The sequence below is a fragment of the Reyranella sp. genome, from assembly GCF_052439685.1.
Lineage (GTDB): Bacteria > Pseudomonadota > Alphaproteobacteria > Reyranellales > Reyranellaceae > Reyranella.
In genome coordinates, this window is record NZ_JBQVQG010000004.1 from 172,046 (window position 1) to 189,495 (window position 17,450).

A 17,450-nucleotide genomic window follows, 5' to 3' on the forward strand; every position below is an offset into this window, starting at 1 on the left:
CGCGGGGGAATGAGCGTGGGCCGTAATGTCGTCGAAACGATCGTGGGCGCGCTGGTGCTGGTGGTGGCTGGCGTCTTCGTGTTTTACGCCTTCTCGAAATCGGACAGGGCCGGACCGGATGGCTACGAGCTGGTGGCGCGCTTCGGCCGCATCGATGGGCTGAAGCGCGGCGCCGATGTCACCCTGAGCGGGGTGAAGATCGGCAGCGTGACCGGCTTCAGCCTCGATCCCAAGACTTATCAGGCGGTAGTGCGTCTCGGCGTCGCCTCGAACGTCGACCTGCCGACCGACACGAACGCCAAGATCGTGGGCGAATCGCTGCTGGGCGGCATGGTCGTCGTGCTGGAACCGGGCGGTGACAAGCAGATGCTCAAGAACGGCGGAGAGATCGAGCACACGCAGGATGCGATCCCCCTGACGGAACTCATCGCCAAGTTCATGTTCGGAAGCACGGGAAGCAAGTGATGGCCGCTCAGACCCCGAAGGAGCCGCCGGTCTGGCGGCAGCCCGACGGCAAGCCGGTGTCATGCCTCGAAAAGATCAAAGTCCTGAACCAGAACATCCAGGAGATCGAATCGCTCTGCGCCGATGCGCTGGAGGACGGAGTTCTGATGGGATGCGACGCCACTCAGATAAAGCAGGCGCTTCACGAACTGATCGACGGGTTGACGACGCCCCACGCCAAGGGTTGACTATGCGTGGCTTGATGGTGCTCGCCGTATTGGCGGCCGGTATCGGCGCCGCGTCGGCGCAAACGCCGCCGCAACAGCAGCAACAGCCGCCACAGCGTCCCGGAAATGCCAATCTTCGTCCGGTGCCCGACGGGCCGGGTGTCCGGTCGGCCGAGCTGCAGGGGCTGGACAAGGTGACGGCCCGCACGCAGCGCTTCTACGCCCCGGTCGGAAAGTCGACCCGCTTCGGTACGCTGGAGATCACGGTGGGCGATTGCCTCGTGAACGTGCCGGATGCGCCGCCCGAATCGGTCGCCTATCTCACCATCATCGACCACAAGCCGGGGCAGGCGGAAGAAAAGCTTTTCGCCGGCTGGATGTTCGCCTCGACGCCCTCGCTGTCGGCGCTCGACCACGGCGTCTACGATCTGCGGGTGCTTTCCTGCACGATGGCGCAGGGATCGTCGCCGCCAAGTTCGCGCTGAAAGGTCGCCGGGCGGTCGATCGCCGGGGCCAGCAACGCCTTAAAATCGTCTCTCGCGATCTCGACTGCGCCGAAGCTGCGCAGATGCTCGGTCATGAACTGGCAGTCGAGCAGGGTGAATCCCCCTCTGATCAGGCGCGCCACCAGATGCACCAGGGCCACCTTCGACGCATCGCGCTCGCGGCTGAACATGCTTTCGCCAAAGAAGGCGGCACCGACGGAGACGCCGTACAAGCCGCCGACCAGCCTTCCCTCGAGGCGGCATTCGACGCTGTGGGCGTGGCCGCGCGCATGGAGCTCCGTATAGAGGCCGACGATCGGTTCGTTGATCCAGCTCTCGGGATGGCCGGGCCGCGGCTCGGCGCAGGCGCGCACCGTCTCGGCGAAAGCGGTGTCGGCGGTGACCTCGAAGCGGCCGCTGCGAACCGTGCGTGCCAGACGATGCGACAGGTGGAAGGCATCGAGCGGCAGTACCGCGCGCATGCGCGGATCGAGCCAGTAGAGTTTGGGATCGTCGCGGCTTTCCCCCATGGGAAAGACGCCGATGCGATAGGCCTGGAGCAGGAGGTCGGGGGTGATCTCCAGCATGCCCGGCCTATTTCTTGAGGCCGACCAGCTTCTCCAGCCAGTGGATGTCATAATCGCCGTCGATGAATTCCTGCTCGCCGATGATGCGGCGGTGCAGCGGGACCGTCGTGTCGATGCCGCCGATCACGAATTCCTCGAGCGAGCGGCGCAGGCGCATCAGGCATTCGTTGCGGCTGCTGCCGTTGACGATGAGCTTGGCCACCATCGAGTCGTAGAAGGGCGGGATCGAATAGCCGGCATAGAGGCCGGAATCGACACGCACGCCCAGGCCGCCGGGGGCGTGATAGTCGGTGACCAGGCCGGGGCAGGGCACGAAGGTCTCGGGGTTCTCCGCATTGATCCGGCACTCGATCGCGTGGCCCTGGATCACGATGTCCTTCTGGGTGAGCGTGAGGGGAGACCCCGCCGCAATGCGGATCTGCTCGCGCACCAGGTCGATGCCGGTCACCGCCTCGGTGATCGGATGCTCGACCTGCAGGCGCGTGTTCATCTCGATGAAATAGAATTCCCCATCCTGGAACAGGAACTCCATCGTGCCGGCGCCGCGATACTTGAGCTTGCGGACGGCGTCGGCCGCCAGTTCGCCGATCCTGTTGCGTTGCTCCGCATTCAGCGCGGGCGAGGGCGCTTCCTCGAGCACCTTCTGGTGGCGGCGCTGCAGTGAGCAGTCGCGCTCGCCGAGATGGATGCCGGCACCCAGCCCGTCGCCCAGAACCTGAATTTCGATGTGGCGCGGCCGGGGGAGATATTTCTCCAGATAGACCGCGTCGTTGCTGAACGCCGCCTTGGCCTCCGCGCGCGCCAGCGAGAAGGCCTCGGGCGCTGCCTCGGCGTCGACGACGACCTTCATGCCGCGCCCGCCACCGCCCGCCACCGCCTTGATGAGGACGGGCCAGCCGATCTTCGATCCCAGTTCCACGACCTCGTCGATCGATTCCACGGGACCGGGCGAGCCCGGCACCAGGGGCAGACCGAGTTCCTTGGCCGTCTGCTTGGCGACGATCTTGTCGCCCATCATGGAAATGTGCTGTGGCGTCGGTCCGATGAACGTGAAGCCATGCGCCTCGACCGCTTCCGCGAACCGGGCATTCTCGGAGAGGAAACCGTAGCCGGGGTGGATGGCATCGGCACCGGCGATCGTCGCGGCCGACAGGATGGCGGGGATGTTGAGGTAGCTGTCGCGAGCGGCTGGCGGACCGATGCACACCGATTCGTCGGCGAGCCGGACATGCATCGCGTCACTGTCGGCGGTCGAATGGACCGCGACGGTCTGGATGCCCATCTCGCGGCAGGCACGATGAATGCGGAGCGCGATCTCGCCGCGGTTGGCGATCAGGACCTTGTCGAACATCGGCGAGGCCGCCCTCACTCGACGATCATCAGCGGTTCGCCGAACTCCACCGGCACGGCATTCTCGATCAGGATCTGCGTGACCGTGCCGCCCTTGGGCGCCTTGATCGGATTGAAGGTCTTCATCGCCTCGATGATCAGCAGGGTTTGCCCGGCGGTGACCTTGTCGCCGACGGAGACGAAGTTGGGCTTGCCGGGCTCGGGCGCCAGGTACGCCGTGCCGACCATCGGCGACTTCACGACGCCCGGATGCTTGGAGAGGTCTCCGGCAGGGGCTGCAGCCGCGGGAGCGGAGGCGGTGGCAGGCGCCGCGGCCATCATGACCGGCGCCGCCTGGACGACGGCTGCGGCCGGACGGACGACACGGATGCGTCGCTCGCCGTCAGCCAGCTCGATCTCGCCGAGTTTGGTTTCCTCGAGGATCGCCGCCAGTTTGCGCACGAACTCGGTATCCAGCTCGAACTTTGCCATGGAGAATCGCTCCCGATGTTGGTCAGCGTGCCAGCAGGCGCGCCAGCGCCTGGAGGGCAAGGAGGTAGCCTTGAGTGCCGAGACCCGCGATCACGCCGACCGCGGCCGGGCTGATGTACGAATGATGGCGGAAGCGCTCACGCTTGTAGATGTTGGACAGATGAACCTCGACGGTCGGCAGCTCGGCCGCGTTCAACGCGTCGAGCAGGGCCACCGACGTATGGGTATAGGCGCCGGCATTGATGACGATCCCGGAATTGCCCTCGCGGGCAGCCTGGATGCGGTCGACCAGCACCCCTTCATGATTGCTCTGGGCGAATTCGACGCCGAGCCCGAGGCGCACGGCCTCGGCGCGGCACGCCGCCTCGACGTCCGCCAGCGTCTCATGGCCGTAGATTTCCGGCTGACGCTTGCCCAGCATGTTGAGATTCGGCCCGTTTAGAACCAGCACCGGTTTGGAGACCGGCGGGCGTTGGGCGGCCTTAGCGGCCAATCCTGCCTCCCAGAGTAATAAGAGGCCGGCGTTATACCATGGCGACTACACGCCACAAGGCGGGCTCAGGGGCGGTTTCTCAACAGCTTGGCGTGGGAGAAGAGGCGGTCACACAAGCCGTTGAGGGTCCGGCGCTCTTCGGCGGACAGGGCGGCATAGAGTTCGGCCTCGTACTCCAGGGCGAGGGGGACGATTTCAGCGTGCATCGTGCGCCCTTTGGCCGTGAGCCTGAGAGGTTCCCGCCGGCGGTCCTCCCGGTCGGTCGCGCGCTCGACCAGACCGCGCCTCATCAGGCCGGCGACGGCCCGGCTGACCGCCACCTTGTCCATGACGATGCGCGCTCCCACGTCGGTTGCAGTCAGGGGAGCAAACCGCCCCAGCGCCGCCATCACTCGCCACTGGGTGACGCTGAGGCCAAACGGCTCGGCATAGAGATCGTGCAACGATTCGCTCACGAGCTGGGCGAGGACTGAAAGCCGGTAAGGGAGAAAATTCTCCAGTTCGAGGGCTTGCGCTTCGGTCGACATGATAGTTACATTTGAAACTAATTAAGCCGGGAGGTCAAACATGGCGAGTGTCAGCGAAGCCAATATCCTGGAGATCGACGAAGTGAACCCGATGGGCACCGATGGGTTCGAATTCGTCGAGTACACGGCCCCCGATCCCGCGGCGCTCGGCGTCCTGTTCGAGAGCATGGGCTTCACCAAGGTGGCGAAGCACCGGTCCAAGGACGTCTCGCTCTATCGTCAGGGCGACGTGAACTTCATCGTCAACGCCGAGAAGGAGAGCTTCGCCCAAGGGTTCGCGCGGGTACACGGGCCGAGCGTCTGCGCCATCGCGCTGCGGGTGAAGAATGCCGGCGGCGCCTACAAGCGCGCCCTGTCGCTGGGCGCCTGGGGCGTCGAGGGCAAGGTTGGCCCGATGGAACTGAACATCCCGGCCATCAAGGGCATCGGCGATTCGCTGCTCTATCTCGTAGACCGCTATGGCGATCGCGGTTCGATCTACGACGTCGACTTCGAGTATCTGCCGGGCGTCGACCGCAATCCCAGGGGCGTCGGCCTGACCTATATCGACCACCTGACCCACAACGTGCATCGCGGCCGCATGGCCGAATGGGCCGACTTCTACGAGCGGCTCTTCAATTTCCGCGAGATACGCTACTTCGACATCGAGGGCAAGCTCACCGGCCTCAAGTCCAAGGCGATGACCAGCCCGTGCGGCAAGATCCGCATCCCGATCAACGAGAGCACCGACGACAAGTCGCAGATCCAGGAATACCTGTCGGCCTATCACGGTGAGGGCATCCAGCACATCGCGCTCGGCACCGGCGACATCTACGAGACGGTCGAAACGCTGAAGGGGCAGGGAGTGCCGTTCCAGACCGTGCCTGACACCTACTATGAGCAGGTCGACGAACGTCTGCCGGGCCATGGCGAGGATCTGGCTCGACTGGCGGCCGATCGCATCCTGATCGACGGCGCGCCGACCAAGGGCGGCGGTCTGCTGCTGCAGATCTTCACCCAGACGGTGATCGGCCCGATCTTCTTCGAGATCATCCAGCGCCGTGGCAACGAAGGCTTCGGTGAGGGCAACTTCCGGGCGCTGTTCGAATCGATCGAACTCGACCAGATCCGCCGCGGTGTGTTGAAGGCTTAGAAAAACGAAACGAACGAAATAACGAAACACGACGGAGGAAACCATGGCCAAGAACTGGATTCCGTTGCGCCAGGTCGAGGGCACTGCCTCGCGCCAGGCCCATGTGCGCCTGCCCGAGGGCACCTATGAGCGCGAGATCAGCAAGGAAGGGTTCTTCGGCCCCTCCGCGCAGTTCCACCACAAGCACAAGCCGACGGACTGGGTCGAATTCAACGGTCCGATCCGGCCGCGTGCGCTCGATCTCAACAAGCTGGCGACGGCCCGCACCAATCCGTGGGAAGCCGAGCTCGTCATGGAAAACAGCCACATGCAGATGCGCATCTGGCGCCTCGACGAGCCGATGCGGGAACTGGTGCGCAACAGCGACGGCGACCAGCTGCTGTTCGTCCACGAGGGCAACGGCGCGCTTTTCTGCGACTACGGGCATCTCGACTATGCCGAAGGCGACTATCTGGTCATCCCGCGCGGGACGATGTGGCGCCTGGAGCCGGCGAAGCCCACCGTCTCGCTGATGATCGAGGCGACCAACGATCACTTCGTCCTGCCGGAGAAGGGGCTGGTCGGCCGTCACGCCATCTTCGATCCGGCGATGCTCGACACGCCGCGCATCGACGAGGCCTTCCGCGCCCAGCAGGACGAGCGCACCTGGACGGTCTCGGTGAAGCGGCGCAATTCGCTGTCGACCGTGACCTACCCGTTCAATCCGCTCGATGCGGTGGGCTGGCATGGCGATCTCAGCGTGGTGCGCATCAACTGGCGCGACCTGCGCCCGCTGATGAGCCATCGCGCACACCTACCGCCGTCGGCGCACACGACCTGGGCGACCGGCCGGTTCGTGGTCTGCACCTTCGTGCCGCGGCCGTTCGAAAGCGATCCCGAGGCGCTGCGCCTGCCGTTCTTCCACAACAACGACGATTTCGAGGAAGTGATCTTTTATCACAAGGGCAGCTTCTTCAGCCGCGACAACATCCATCCCGGCATGATGACGGTCCATCCGAGCGGCTTCACACACGGGCCGCATCCCAAGGCGTTCAATGCCGCCACCAAGGGCGGCAGGACGGAGACCGACGAGGTCGCGGTGATGATCGACACGCGCGATGCTGTCGATGTGGCTGCAATGCCGGCCGGCGTCGAGTTCGAAGGGTACGTGAAGTCCTGGCGGCCGCCGGACATGAAGCAGGCTGCGGAATAGGGAAGACGCCACAATGAAACTGGGATCGCTCAAGGAAGGCGGCCGCGACGGCACGCTGATTGTGGTGAACCGCGCCCTGACACGCGGCGTTCGGGCCACGAGCGTGGCTCCGACGATGCAGAAGGCGCTCGACGACTGGGCCACCAACGGGCCGAAGCTGCGGGCTCTGGCCGAGCAGCTCGAAGACGACAAGGCGGTCGGTTCATTCGAGCTCGACACGACCGCGCTGGCGGCGCCGCTGCCGCGTGCCTACCAGTGGGCCGACGGCTCGGCTTACGTCGTGCATGTCGAACTGGTGCGCAAGGCGCGTGGCGTGGAGATGCCGCCGTCCTTCTGGACCGATCCGCTGATGTACCAGGGCGGCTCGGATTCCTTCATCGGTCCCAACGATGAGATCGAGATGGCCGACGAGGCCTGGGGCATCGATTTCGAGGGAGAGATCGGCGTGATGGTCGACGACGTGCCGATGGGCATCTCGCCGGAGGCAGCGGCTAAGCACATCAAGCTGGTGACGATCCTGAACGATGTCTCGCTGCGCAACGTCATCGTCGGCGAACTCGCTAAGGGCTTCGGCTTCTTCCACGGCAAGCCCGCGACTGCTTTCGCGCCAGTGGCGGTGACGCCGGACGAGCTGGGTGACGACTGGAACGGCGCGCGGCTCGACCGCCCCCTGATCTCGACGCTGAACGGCACGGAATTCGGCCATCCGAATGCCGCTACCGATCTCACCTTCGACTTCGGTCAGCTGATTGCGCATGCGGCACGCACACGTCATCTGGAGGCAGGTACGATCGTCGGTTCGGGTACGGTTGCGAACCGCGATCCGGCGGTCGGATGTTCTTGCATTGCCGAACGGCGCGTCCGCGAGACGATCGACGGCGGCAAGCCGGTGACGCCGTTCATGAGCTTCGGCGACCATATCCGCATCGAAATGTTCGATCGTGCGGGCAAGTCGATCTTCGGGGCGATTGATCAGAAAGTCGTGCGCTACACGCCGCCCGCCTGAGCCGTGCTACAGTGGCCGCGGAGGCGGTCATGAAGCTCATCGGCTATTTTCGTTCGTCGGCGGCGTATCGCGTGCGCATTGCCCTGAACTTCAAGGGCATCGCGGTCGAGCATGCATCGAGGCATCTGCGCAAGGGCGAGCAGTTTTCTGCGGACTACGCCGCGCTCAACCCGCAGAAGCTGGTCCCGTCGCTCGTCCTCGACGACGGGGCGGTGTTGACCCAGTCGCTGGCGATCATCGAGTATCTCGAGGAAGCCCATCCCGAACCGCCGCTGCTTCCCCGCGATCCGGTCGGCCGCGCCCATGTGCGGGCGCTGTCGCTGATCGTGAGTGCGGACATTCATCCGATCCAGAATTTGCGTGTCATGGCCTACCTGCGCCAGAAGTTCGGCCAGACGGAGGAGAGCGCCTTTACCTGGTCGCGGCACTGGATCGAGACCGGCTTCGACGCCTATGAGTCGATGCTGAGCCACAGCACGGAGAAGGGGACGTTCAGTCACGGCAACTCGCCGACGATGGCCGACATGTGCCTGGTGCCGCAGGTCTTCAACGCCACCCGGTTCAAGGTCGACATGAAACGCTACCCGGCGATCCAGCGCATCTATGATGCCTGCTTGAAGCTTCCCGCCTTCGACGCGGCCCAGCCCTCGAAGCAGCCGGACGCCGAACCGTGAGGAAATCCTTCGTCGCTCTCGCTGTCGTTCTTGGCCTGGTCGGCATCGGTGCCGCTTCCATCCCGTTTGCCGAGGAGTTCGCCGCCACGCGCCTCAAGGCCGGCCTCGCAGAGCAGGGGGTGCAGGTCGAAACCGTGCAGGTGGGTCTGCTCGACCGCAGCGTCAGTCTCGGCAACGTCGTGGGCGGACCGAACGGCGAGTTGAAGGTCGACACGTGGGAGGCTTCAGGCCTTGCCTGGCCATTGGACGAGCTGCTGAAAGGGCGCCTGCCGTTTCGCGGGCTCGACTGGGGCGACCCGCTGCATGTGGCGCGCCTGCATCTGCGCAATTTCCGCTTGGCCACGCCGGACGCGGCCAACACCTGGACGATCGGCGAGCTGACCGGCACCGACATCGACCTGCCGCGCTACGACGCGGCCTACGAAGGACCGTTCCGCAATCAGGTGATGGTGGCGCGTCTGCTGGGGGCCCTGACCGTCGGGCGCCTGGAACAGCGCGATTTCACCTACGTCTCACTCGAGCAGATGAGCCAGGGCGCGGCGAGCGTCTCGCTCTCGGGCTACCGTCAGGGCCTGATCGATGCGCTGGAAATGAAGGATTTCCAGGTGAAACCGGCGGACGCGCGGATGGCCGGTCTCACGGTTGGGGACGTCACGGCCCGTGGCGTCGACCTCCGCCGGCCGATCGCCGTCGCTTCGTCGATCGACTGGGAGCCGGGCACGCCGATCGGTCGCGTTCCGGTGGCCGAAGGCCGCCTGTCGGGTTTCGGTGGCGAGCTCATGACCCGCTACGGCCTGTCGCTGGGCAGCGTGTCCACCGAGACGGTGCGCGAGGGCGACTTCAACCGCTCCCGCTTTCGCGTCGAGGACTTCGTGCTCGCGCCCTCCCTGCGCAGCGTCGAGGCGCTGGGGATGCTTCTCGTGCTGCAGTCGATGAACCTCAAGGAAGTGAGGTTGGGCTTCGATTGCAGCACGCTCGAGGACCGGGTCCACCACGTGCTGAAGGTCGAGGACTGCAAGTTGAGCGGTCGGGAACTCGCCGAGATTTCACTCACCGCTCAGGTGATCGACACCGACGACGAGTTCTGGCGCGCGATCGACGAGGCGGATCTGTTCGGCGTGCTGGGCACGAAGGCCGCGCTTTCCTCGGCACGGCTCGTGATCACCGACAAGAGTCTCCTGCAGCGCAGCCTGCAGGCCAAGGCGCGGCTAAGCGGCCAGACCGCGGCGGCGGAGCGTGCGGCGCTCGCGGCCGAGATCCGGCGCTTCCAGCCGCCCGGTGTGCTGATCACCCAGGACATGTCGAAGGTGTTCGACGCGGTCGCCCGCTTCGTCGAGCAGGGCAGCACGCTCACGCTCGAGGCGATGCCGCAGCCCGCTCTGGGCCTAGAGAAGATCGACTATCTCCTCAAGCCGGGCGCCGATCTGGTGAACGCGCTCGGCCTGACCGCAACGGTGTCGCGCTAGCTCTTGCGGGCGTCGGCGATCAGCGCCTTCAGCGACTCGGCATCGACCGCGCCCGGCACGAACTGCTTGCCGATGACGAAGGCCGGCGTACCGCGCACGCCGAGTGCGGCAGCCAGCGCCATGTTGCGGTCGATGATCTGCTTCAGCTTGGGATCTTCCATGTCCTTCTCGAGCTGGGCGACGTCGATGCCGACGGAGGCCGCCGTCTCGAGGATCTTGGCCCGGTCGAGCTTGCCGTTGAATTCCATCAGCGCGTTGTGCAGGGCCTGATGCTTGCCCTGCTTCATCGAGGCGAGGGCGGCCAGCGCGGCGATGCGCGACGGCTCACCGAGGATGGGAAGGTCCTTGTAGACGATCTTCACCTTGCCGTCGGCGCCGGTCACCGACTTCACCGCCTGGTAGGCGCGCTTGCAGTAGGGACACTGGTAATCGTTGAACTCGACGATAGTGACATCTCCCGCGGGATTGCCGGCCACCGGGCTGTCGGCATCGCGAAAGAGCTCGGCCTCGTTCTGGCCGATCGCCTTCAGCGCCATGGCGTCGCGCTGCGTATCCTGCTTGCGCTCGAGTTCCTGCATCGCATCGACCAGGACTTCGGGATTGGCCATGAGATAGGCCCTGATGCTCTTCCCCAGATCGGCCGGTACGGAGGCCGCCGCGACAGGGGCCGGGGCGGCCGACGCCGTTGCGTTGGTGCTCGTGGGCACGCTGGTACGGGTCGCTGCGACGGCGCCGACGACGATCAGTCCGGCCACTGCGGCCATCAGAAGGGAACGCATGGGTATGTCTCCAGAGCCGGCTTTATTTGCGGGGCCGGCTGTTGATGTAGGCCTTCAAGTCCTGCGCGCGCTGCCACGCCGGCGTCCCGGCCGGAAGCTGGCGCGACGCCGCCTCCGCATGGGACTGGGCTTCGGCACGCTGGCCCCGCAGGGTCGCCATCTCGGCACGGGCGAGGGAGGTCATACCCTGATTGCCGAGCTTGGAGTAGCCTGTCGCCATCAGGCGCCAGAGCTCGAAGCTGCCGGCCTCCTGCTGCATGGCGAGGTCGAGATTGCGCATCGCCTCGCGATCGTTGTCGGGCGAGTTGACGTCGAGCAGGGCGCGGGCGAAGTCGATCTTCAGGATTGCCGCCGAGGGGGCGAGCTGTACGGCGCGGCGATAGGAAGGGATGGACTCCGCGGCACGACCGTTTTCATAGAGCATCTGTGCCCGTACTTCGTGGAAGTACGGATCGGTGGGGTATTCCTTCAACAGGCCGTCGATCGTCAACAGGGCCGAGCCCAGCGTGCCCTTTCGGTATAGCGCGATCGCCCGGGCATAGCGTGCCGGCACCGACCGGTCGGCCTCGGCGTAGCGCTGCAGAGCCATGTCCGGCGCCACGAAGCCATAGAGCTTCGCCACCATGCGCTGGTGGAGCATGAGGAATTGCGGCGTGTCGGACGTGTTGGCGTAGGGAGAGTTCGCGGCGGCCTGCTCGAAGGCCGCGATCCGCTCGGGAGTCAGCGGATGGGTCGTCAGATAGGGGTCGCGGCGGTTGATCGCGAGCTTCTCCTCGCGTTGCAGGTAGCGGAGAAATTCAATCGTGCCTTTGGGCGACTGGCCGGTGCGCTGCAGATAGGTGATCGCCGCCTGGTCCGCGGCACTCTCCTGGGTCTGGGTGTATTTGAGGAACGACATCAGCGAGCCCGGCGCCATCGGGCGGCCGGTTCCGCCGCCGTGGCCGCCACCGGTACCGCCTGCACCGGCGCCGGCTGCTGCTCCCCCCGCCATTGCACCGCCGGCCAGGATGGTTTCGAGGATCTGCAAGGTGGAGAGGTTGCGCAGTTCCTCCTGCATGCGGGCGAGATGCCCGCCGGCAATGTGGCCGCTTTCATGGGCCATCACACCGATCAGCTGGTTTGGCCGCTCGGTCCGCATGATCAGGCCGGTATTGATGAAGATGCGCTGGCCGCCGGCAACGAAGGCGTTGAGCGAGCCATCCTGGACGAGCATGATCTCGACGCCATTGGGGTCGAGACCGGCCGCCTTCCAGATCGGGATCGTGAAAGTTCGGATCGTGCTCTCGATCTCGGCGTCACGGATCAGATTGAGTCGTTGACCTTGCTGAGCCGTCGCGGCACGAAACGGTGCCAACGCGAAGAGCGTCAGACATAAGAGGGTGGTGATGCGTTTGAACAAGGTCGGCACGGGGCTCGGACAGGCTAGAAACGGTCGGCGGCCGCGTCAATTGTACAACGCAGCCCTTGTGAGCGTTCTCTTGCTGTCCGGTTGTGGCTTTAGTGAGACAGACCGCGCGCGGGATCGCGCTGAGAATGCCGAAAACCCCGCCGGTCTGACGCAGAACAAGCGCACCTTCTCGCCGACCACCAAGGGCAGCAGCTTTGCGGCGACCACGGCCGAGGAAAGCCGGGCGGCCGAGGTCGGACGCGAGATCCTCGAAGCCGGTGGAAATGCCACCGACGCCGCCGTCGCCATGTATTTTGCACTCTCCGTGACCCTGCCGTCGGCGGCGTCGCTGGGTGCGTCCGGTGCGTGCATCGTCCACAACGACAAGACGAAGAAGGCCGAAGCCTTCGTATTTCCCCCCATCGCGGCGCCCGGCGCGGTCAAGGGCACGCCCTTCTCGGTGCCGGCAGGCGTGCGCGCCGTTACCCTGATGCATGTCCGTCACGGCAACTTGCGTTGGGAACAGACCGTGTCGCCGGCCGAGCGCCTGGCTCGGTTCGGCTTCCCGGTATCGCGTGCGCTGGCGCGCGATCTGCAGGCCGGTGGGGCCCTGCTCGGGGCGGATGCCGAGGCCCGTCGGATCTTCGGCAACGCCTCGGAGGGGTCGCTGCTCACCCAGCCTGACCTCGCATCGGTGCTTGGCAGCATCCGCCAGCGTGGCGGAGCGGAGTTCTTCCAAGGCGCCTTGGCGCGCACCTTTTCAGAGCAGGTTTCTCAGGCCGGTGGCAGCCTTCCGGTTGATGCATTGCGCGCGGCCGTGCCGATCGCGTCGGAGCCGATGTCGGTCAGCCACTATCGCAGCCGCGTCTACGTCGCGCCGGCACCGGCGGCTGGCTCATTGGCCCTCGCCGGTTGGAATGGACAGCAGCCGGCCGGCGGTACGCCGGTGGATTCCGGCGGCTTTGCGGGCTTCGCCGCCGTCGACAGCAAGGGCGGTGCGGCGGCCTGCGCGGTCTCGATGGGCCAACTCTTCGGTGCGCGTGTCGTCGCTCCCGGCAGTGGCATCATGCTCGGCTCGCCCAATCCGGAGGCGGCTTCGGTCAGCCCGGTGATCATCGCCAATCCCGGCAATGGCGAGTTCACATTTGCGGGAGCGGGTGGTGGCGGACCGACCGCGGCCCAAGCCGTTGGCTATGTGGCGCGTGAGGTCATCGACAACGATCGCAACCTGGCGACGGTCCTCGCAAACCGGCGGGCACAGGGCGGCTTCGTGAATGCCATCGCCTGCCCCTCGGGTCTGCGCGGCAAGCCCGAGGCCTGCCGAACGGGTGCCGACCCGGCCGGTGCCGGCCTCTCGACGATCGCTCGATAGACGGCAACATGTCGGGCAAGCTTTCGCGGCGCTCGGGCGGCGTCGATCCCTTCATCGTCATGGACGTGATGGCCGCCGCCGCCGAGAAGGAAGCGGCGGGCGAGACGGTCATCCACCTCGAGGTCGGACAGCCGAGCACGCCCGCCCCGAAGGGGGCGCTCGCCGCAGCGCATGCCGCCCTCGACGCGGACAGGATTGGCTACGTCGCCGCGCTGGGCATGCCGGCGCTGCGCGAGCGCATCGCGCGGCACTATCGCGAGACCTATGGCGCCGAGGTCGCGCCGGAGCGGGTCATCGTCACGACGGGCTCCTCAGGGGGCTTTCCGCTGGCCTTCCTCGCGAGCTTCGATGCCGGCGACCGGGTGGCGCTCGCGGCGCCGGGTTATCCGGCCTACCGCAACATCCTGGCGGCGCTCAATCTCGAGGCAGTCGACCTGCCGACCTCCGCGGAAGACCGGTTCCAGCCGACGGTGGCTGCACTCGAGAAGGCGGGACCTCTCGACGGGCTGATCGTGGCCAGTCCCTCCAATCCCACTGGCACGATGGTGACGCGCGGGGAACTGAAGGCGCTGGCCGACTGGTGCAACGCCCACGGCGTGCGCCTGATCTCGGATGAAATCTACCACGACATCGTCTACGAGGGCGAAACCCACTCGGCTGTCGAGGTATCCGACACCGCGATCGTGGTGAACAGCTTCTCCAAATATTTCTCCATGACGGGATGGAGAGTGGGCTGGCTGGTCGTGCCGCCCGACATGGTGCGAACGATCGAGCGGCTCACGCAGAATTTCTTCATCTCGGTGCCGACGCTCAGCCAGCACGCGGCGCTTGCCGCCTTCGAGTGTCGCGAGGAACTCGATGGCCATGTGAAGCGCTATCGCACCAATCGCGACCTGCTGATGGCCGGCCTGCCAGCCGCCGGCCTCGACCGCCTCACACCGGCGCAGGGGGCTTTCTATATCTACGCCGACGTATCGCACCTCACCAACGACAGCCGAGACTTCTGCAGCCGTATGCTGCGTGAAGCCGGCGTCGCGACGACGCCGGGCGTAGACTTCGACCGCGCACGGGGGGCCGGCACCCTGCGCATCTCCTTCGCGGGCGCGACCACGGAGATGGAAGAGGCGGTCCGCCGGTTGAAACAATGGAGGCGAGTGTGAGGGCCTTCGCGGTCGCGGCTTTGTTTGCTGTCGCTCCGGTCGCGGCCTTCGCGCAGAGCGGCCCCAGCTTCGATTGTGCCAAGGCATCGAACGGAGCGGAGCGGGCGATCTGCAAGGACGCCGCCCTGGCAAAAACGGACCGCGAGCTGGCGGGCCTCTACGCGGCTCTGCTCGCGAAGCTGAGCGGACCGGCCAAGGAGAGCCTGGAGAAGAGCCAGGTCCGCTGGATCGTCGGGCGCAACCGTGCCTGCGTGCCGAACGACGATCCGGACGTTATCCAGCGCTGCCTCAAGGCACGCTATGCCGATCGCATCGCCGACCTCAAGGCGTCGGGCGCGGGGCCGTATCCCTTCATCGAGGACCAGTCCATCGAGCGGAGCGGGAAGGTGGGCAAGGTGACCTACACGATCGATCTTCGTTACCCGCGCTTCGCCGGCACGACCGCCGACTTCACGGCGATCAATCGCTCCTTTGCCGAGGCCGCCGCGAAGGCCGCGCGCGAAACGACGCCGACGGCCGATGCCGGCCTGGATCGCGAACAGGAATGGCAGGCCGAGCAGGGCTATGCGCTTTTCCGCCCCGATTCCAACGTCATCACCGTGGCCCTGACCTTCTGGGCCTTCACTGGCGGCGCCCATGGCTACGGCAGCACGAGTTGCACCTCGGTCGATCTGCGCAGCGGCAAGACCGTTTCACCCGCAGGCGTTTTCGCATCCGGCACGCCATGGCTCCAGGAAGTCGTCGCCATCGTGGGCGCCGATCTCAAGAAGCAGTTCGTCGAGAACCCCGGCTTCGAGGACGCATTGCAGCCCAACAAGCTTACCAAGACGGTCAACAGCAGCGACCGTTTCTGCTGGCAGGCCGATAAGCTTCAGATCTACTTCAACCAGTACGAGGTCGGCCCTTACTCGGCCGGGCCCTATACGGTCGACATTCCCTACAGCCGGCTGAAGCCGCTGCTGCGCGCGGGCGGGCCGATCGCCCGCTAGTGCAGCTTGCGCCGGTCTCGCGCCGGCGTTGGGGAAGCGGTGGGCGCCGTGCGCTCGGTCGCGAGCGGCGGCACGGGGCCGGAATGGTGGCTCGCCATGTGCCAGCCGTCGGCCAGGCGCACATAGAGGTTGCTCGCCATGAGCTGGCCGTTGGGAAGCACCTCGCGGCAGATGACGAGCGCGAGGCCCGGGCGGCCGACGACCCATTCCTCGGTGCAGCGCACGCGCGGCGCCTCGGGGTGCTTCATGATGGCTCGCCAGCTCGCCATGATCTCCGCACGCTCGTGAAGGGCCGCCTGGCCGGGGTGCAGGCAGATCACCGAGCCCATGGGCGCCCAGATCTGGTCCATGGCAGCCGCGTCGCGATCGTTGAAGGCTCTGTAGAAGGCACGATTGGCGGCCAGGACGGCGTCGCGTTCGTCATCGTCGAATTCCGCCAAGAGCGGCGGCAGGCGTGGTGGACGGCGGGGCATTCGACCCTCGAAACTCACGGGTTGCGCGGCACAGGATTAGCCGACAGAGATGAGGCATCCAACTGTCGAGATGATGATGTCCATTCCCAAGCTCGAATTCCCGCCGTTCCATTTGCCCGCCGAGGCCGAAGCCTTGCGGGGCGAGGTCCGCGCGTTCCTCAAGGAAACGCTGCCCAAGGTCAAATCCGAGGATCGCTTCGCGAGCTGGAACACGCCGTCTCCTGAGTTCAGCAAGGCGCTGGGCGCGAAGGGCTGGCTCGGCATTACCTGGCCGAAGCAGTATGGCGGCGCGGAACGTACCTTTCTCGACCGCCTGGTCGTGACCGAGGAGCTTCTCGGCAACAGCGCGCCGGCGGGTTCGCATTGGGTCGCCGATCGCCAGTCGGGACCGCTGCTGCTGAAGTTCGGCACGGAACAGCAGCGCCAGGCGATCCTACCGCGCATCGCGCGCGGCGAGTGCTATTTCAGCATCGGCATGAGCGAGCCCGATTCGGGCTCCGACCTCGCCTCGGTGCGCACGCGCGCCGAGCCGGTGCCGGGCGGCTTCCGCGTCAACGGCACCAAGGTCTGGACCTCCGGCGCCCATCGCAACCATTACTGCATCACGCTGGTGCGCACCTCCGGTCAGCATGGCGATCGTCACAAGGGGCTGAGCCAGCTTCTGGTCGATCTCAAGACCCCGGGCGTCACCATCCGGCCGATCATCAATCTTGCCGGACGCCATGACTGGAACGAGGTGACCTTCTCCGACGCCTTCATCCCCGAGGATTGCCTGATCGGCAACGAGGGCGACGGCTGGCTGCAGGTCACCAGCGAGCTGGCCTTCGAGCGCTCGGGTCCCGAACGCTTCATGCAGAACGTCTACGTGCTGCGCGAACTGGTACGGGTGCTCGGCCGCCAGCCGGCCAAGCGCGCGAACGCCATCCTGGGCCGACTGATCGCTCGGCTGTGGACCCTGCGCCAGATGTCCACCGCCGTCGCCGGCATGATGCAGGGGGGCAAGTCGCCCGCCATCGAGGCGTCGCTGGTGAAGGATCTGGGCACGATCTACCAGCAGGACCTGCCGGAGATCGCGCGCACGCTGGCGGAATCCGATGCTACGACCGAGGACGATCTCGCCGACTTCCTCGACGTCGCGCAATACGCTTCGATGATGGCGCCGAGCTACACGATCCAGGGCGGCACCACCCAGGTCCTGCGCGGCATCGTCGCCCGCGGCCTCGGTCTGCGCTGAAG

General features: G+C 65.9%; 20 protein-coding genes. 12 read left to right on the plus strand and 8 right to left on the minus strand.

The features are described 5' to 3' along the window. Positions 1 to 15 precede the first annotated feature (15 nt). From mlaD to ACT6UX_RS07815, 3 genes are read left to right on the plus strand one after another with little or no spacing between them, the layout of a single operon-like run. Positions 16 to 465: an outer membrane lipid asymmetry maintenance protein MlaD gene (gene mlaD / locus ACT6UX_RS07805; RefSeq protein ID WP_444774577.1), complete on the plus strand. Its 450-nt coding sequence runs from the start codon at positions 16 to 18 to the stop codon at positions 463 to 465. After that, on the plus strand, positions 465 to 692 hold the full coding sequence (locus ACT6UX_RS07810) for a hypothetical protein (protein ID WP_444774578.1): 228 nt from the start codon (positions 465 to 467) through the stop codon (positions 690 to 692). The genes mlaD and ACT6UX_RS07810 overlap by 1 nt, the downstream gene beginning before the upstream one ends. A 2-nt stretch (positions 693 to 694) precedes the next feature. Beyond that, entirely contained in the window at positions 695 to 1,156 is a 462-nt protein-coding gene (locus ACT6UX_RS07815; protein WP_444774579.1) for a DUF2155 domain-containing protein, read from the plus strand. Here ACT6UX_RS07815 and aat read toward each other — a convergent pair. The 5 genes from aat to ACT6UX_RS07840 form a co-directional block, all read right to left on the minus strand. Further along, positions 1,093 to 1,743 carry a leucyl/phenylalanyl-tRNA--protein transferase gene (gene aat, locus ACT6UX_RS07820; protein ID WP_444774580.1) on the minus strand — a complete coding sequence of 217 codons (651 nt, stop codon included), beginning with the start codon at positions 1,741 to 1,743 and terminating at the stop codon, positions 1,093 to 1,095. The genes ACT6UX_RS07815 and aat overlap by 64 nt on opposite strands. A gap of 7 nt (positions 1,744 to 1,750) precedes the next feature. Continuing rightward, positions 1,751 to 3,094, minus strand: coding sequence for an acetyl-CoA carboxylase biotin carboxylase subunit (gene accC / locus ACT6UX_RS07825; protein WP_444774581.1), 1,344 nt, complete (start codon positions 3,092 to 3,094; stop codon positions 1,751 to 1,753). A 14-nt stretch (positions 3,095 to 3,108) separates the two neighbouring features. Beyond that, on the minus strand, positions 3,109 to 3,564 hold the full coding sequence (gene accB / locus ACT6UX_RS07830; protein ID WP_444774582.1) for an acetyl-CoA carboxylase biotin carboxyl carrier protein: 456 nt from the start codon (positions 3,562 to 3,564) through the stop codon (positions 3,109 to 3,111). 22 nt (positions 3,565 to 3,586) lie between these two features. After that, the gene (gene aroQ / locus ACT6UX_RS07835; protein WP_444774583.1) at positions 3,587 to 4,057 is read right to left on the minus strand and encodes a type II 3-dehydroquinate dehydratase; all 471 of its coding nucleotides are present in this window, start codon (positions 4,055 to 4,057) and stop codon (positions 3,587 to 3,589) included. 65 nt (positions 4,058 to 4,122) lie between these two features. Continuing rightward, positions 4,123 to 4,584: a MarR family winged helix-turn-helix transcriptional regulator gene (locus ACT6UX_RS07840; RefSeq protein ID WP_444774584.1), complete on the minus strand. Its 462-nt coding sequence runs from the start codon at positions 4,582 to 4,584 to the stop codon at positions 4,123 to 4,125. A gap of 40 nt (positions 4,585 to 4,624) precedes the next feature. Between ACT6UX_RS07840 and hppD the strand changes: the two genes are divergently transcribed. Genes hppD through ACT6UX_RS07865 form a run of 5 tightly spaced genes read left to right on the plus strand, consistent with a single transcriptional unit; the run spans position 4,625 to position 10,054 of the window. Next, positions 4,625 to 5,716 (plus strand): 4-hydroxyphenylpyruvate dioxygenase, encoded by a 1,092-nt coding sequence (hppD, locus tag ACT6UX_RS07845; protein WP_444774585.1) that lies wholly within the window; start codon positions 4,625 to 4,627, stop codon positions 5,714 to 5,716. A gap of 43 nt (positions 5,717 to 5,759) precedes the next feature. Further along, a complete protein-coding gene (locus ACT6UX_RS07850) occupies positions 5,760 to 6,908 on the plus strand; it encodes a homogentisate 1,2-dioxygenase (protein WP_444774586.1) in 1,149 nt (382 codons plus the stop codon). Positions 6,909 to 6,921: 13 nt separating this feature from the next. Then, a complete protein-coding gene (locus ACT6UX_RS07855) occupies positions 6,922 to 7,914 on the plus strand; it encodes a fumarylacetoacetate hydrolase family protein (protein ID WP_444774587.1) in 993 nt (330 codons plus the stop codon). Between the two features lie 29 nt (positions 7,915 to 7,943). After that, entirely contained in the window at positions 7,944 to 8,588 is a 645-nt protein-coding gene (gene maiA, locus ACT6UX_RS07860; RefSeq protein WP_444774588.1) for a maleylacetoacetate isomerase, read from the plus strand. Then, positions 8,585 to 10,054, plus strand: a complete 1,470-nt coding sequence (locus tag ACT6UX_RS07865) for a hypothetical protein (protein WP_444774589.1) — start codon at positions 8,585 to 8,587, stop codon at positions 10,052 to 10,054. Before maiA ends, ACT6UX_RS07865 begins: the two co-directional genes overlap by 4 nt. Here ACT6UX_RS07865 and ACT6UX_RS07870 read toward each other — a convergent pair. Together ACT6UX_RS07870 and ACT6UX_RS07875 are read right to left on the minus strand one after the other, a co-directional pair. After that, a complete protein-coding gene (locus ACT6UX_RS07870; RefSeq protein WP_444774590.1) occupies positions 10,051 to 10,833 on the minus strand; it encodes a DsbA family protein in 783 nt (260 codons plus the stop codon). The two genes, ACT6UX_RS07865 and ACT6UX_RS07870, sit on opposite strands and share 4 nt — an antisense overlap. A 22-nt stretch (positions 10,834 to 10,855) precedes the next feature. After that, positions 10,856 to 12,187: a M48 family metalloprotease gene (locus tag ACT6UX_RS07875; RefSeq protein WP_444774591.1), complete on the minus strand. Its 1,332-nt coding sequence runs from the start codon at positions 12,185 to 12,187 to the stop codon at positions 10,856 to 10,858. Positions 12,188 to 12,299: 112 nt separating this feature from the next. Here ACT6UX_RS07875 and ACT6UX_RS07880 point away from each other — a divergent pair, with 112 nt between their 5' ends. Genes ACT6UX_RS07880 through ACT6UX_RS07890 form a run of 3 tightly spaced genes read left to right on the plus strand, consistent with a single transcriptional unit; the run spans position 12,300 to position 15,741 of the window. Further along, entirely contained in the window at positions 12,300 to 13,592 is a 1,293-nt protein-coding gene (locus tag ACT6UX_RS07880) for a gamma-glutamyltransferase (protein WP_444774592.1), read from the plus strand. Positions 13,593 to 13,600: 8 nt separating this feature from the next. Then, entirely contained in the window at positions 13,601 to 14,752 is a 1,152-nt protein-coding gene (locus tag ACT6UX_RS07885) for a pyridoxal phosphate-dependent aminotransferase (protein ID WP_444774593.1), read from the plus strand. Continuing rightward, the gene (locus tag ACT6UX_RS07890; RefSeq protein WP_444774594.1) at positions 14,749 to 15,741 is read left to right on the plus strand and encodes a DUF3298 domain-containing protein; all 993 of its coding nucleotides are present in this window, start codon (positions 14,749 to 14,751) and stop codon (positions 15,739 to 15,741) included. Before ACT6UX_RS07885 ends, ACT6UX_RS07890 begins: the two co-directional genes overlap by 4 nt. Here the strand turns inward: ACT6UX_RS07890 and ACT6UX_RS07895 are convergent. Next, on the minus strand, positions 15,738 to 16,214 hold the full coding sequence (locus ACT6UX_RS07895; RefSeq protein WP_444774595.1) for a YybH family protein: 477 nt from the start codon (positions 16,212 to 16,214) through the stop codon (positions 15,738 to 15,740). The genes ACT6UX_RS07890 and ACT6UX_RS07895 overlap by 4 nt on opposite strands. Positions 16,215 to 16,263: 49 nt before the next feature. Between ACT6UX_RS07895 and ACT6UX_RS07900 the strand changes: the two genes are divergently transcribed. Then, complete coding sequence (locus ACT6UX_RS07900) at positions 16,264 to 17,448, plus strand: acyl-CoA dehydrogenase family protein (protein WP_444774596.1); 1,185 nt, start codon at positions 16,264 to 16,266, stop codon at positions 17,446 to 17,448. Positions 17,449 to 17,450 lie beyond the last annotated feature (2 nt).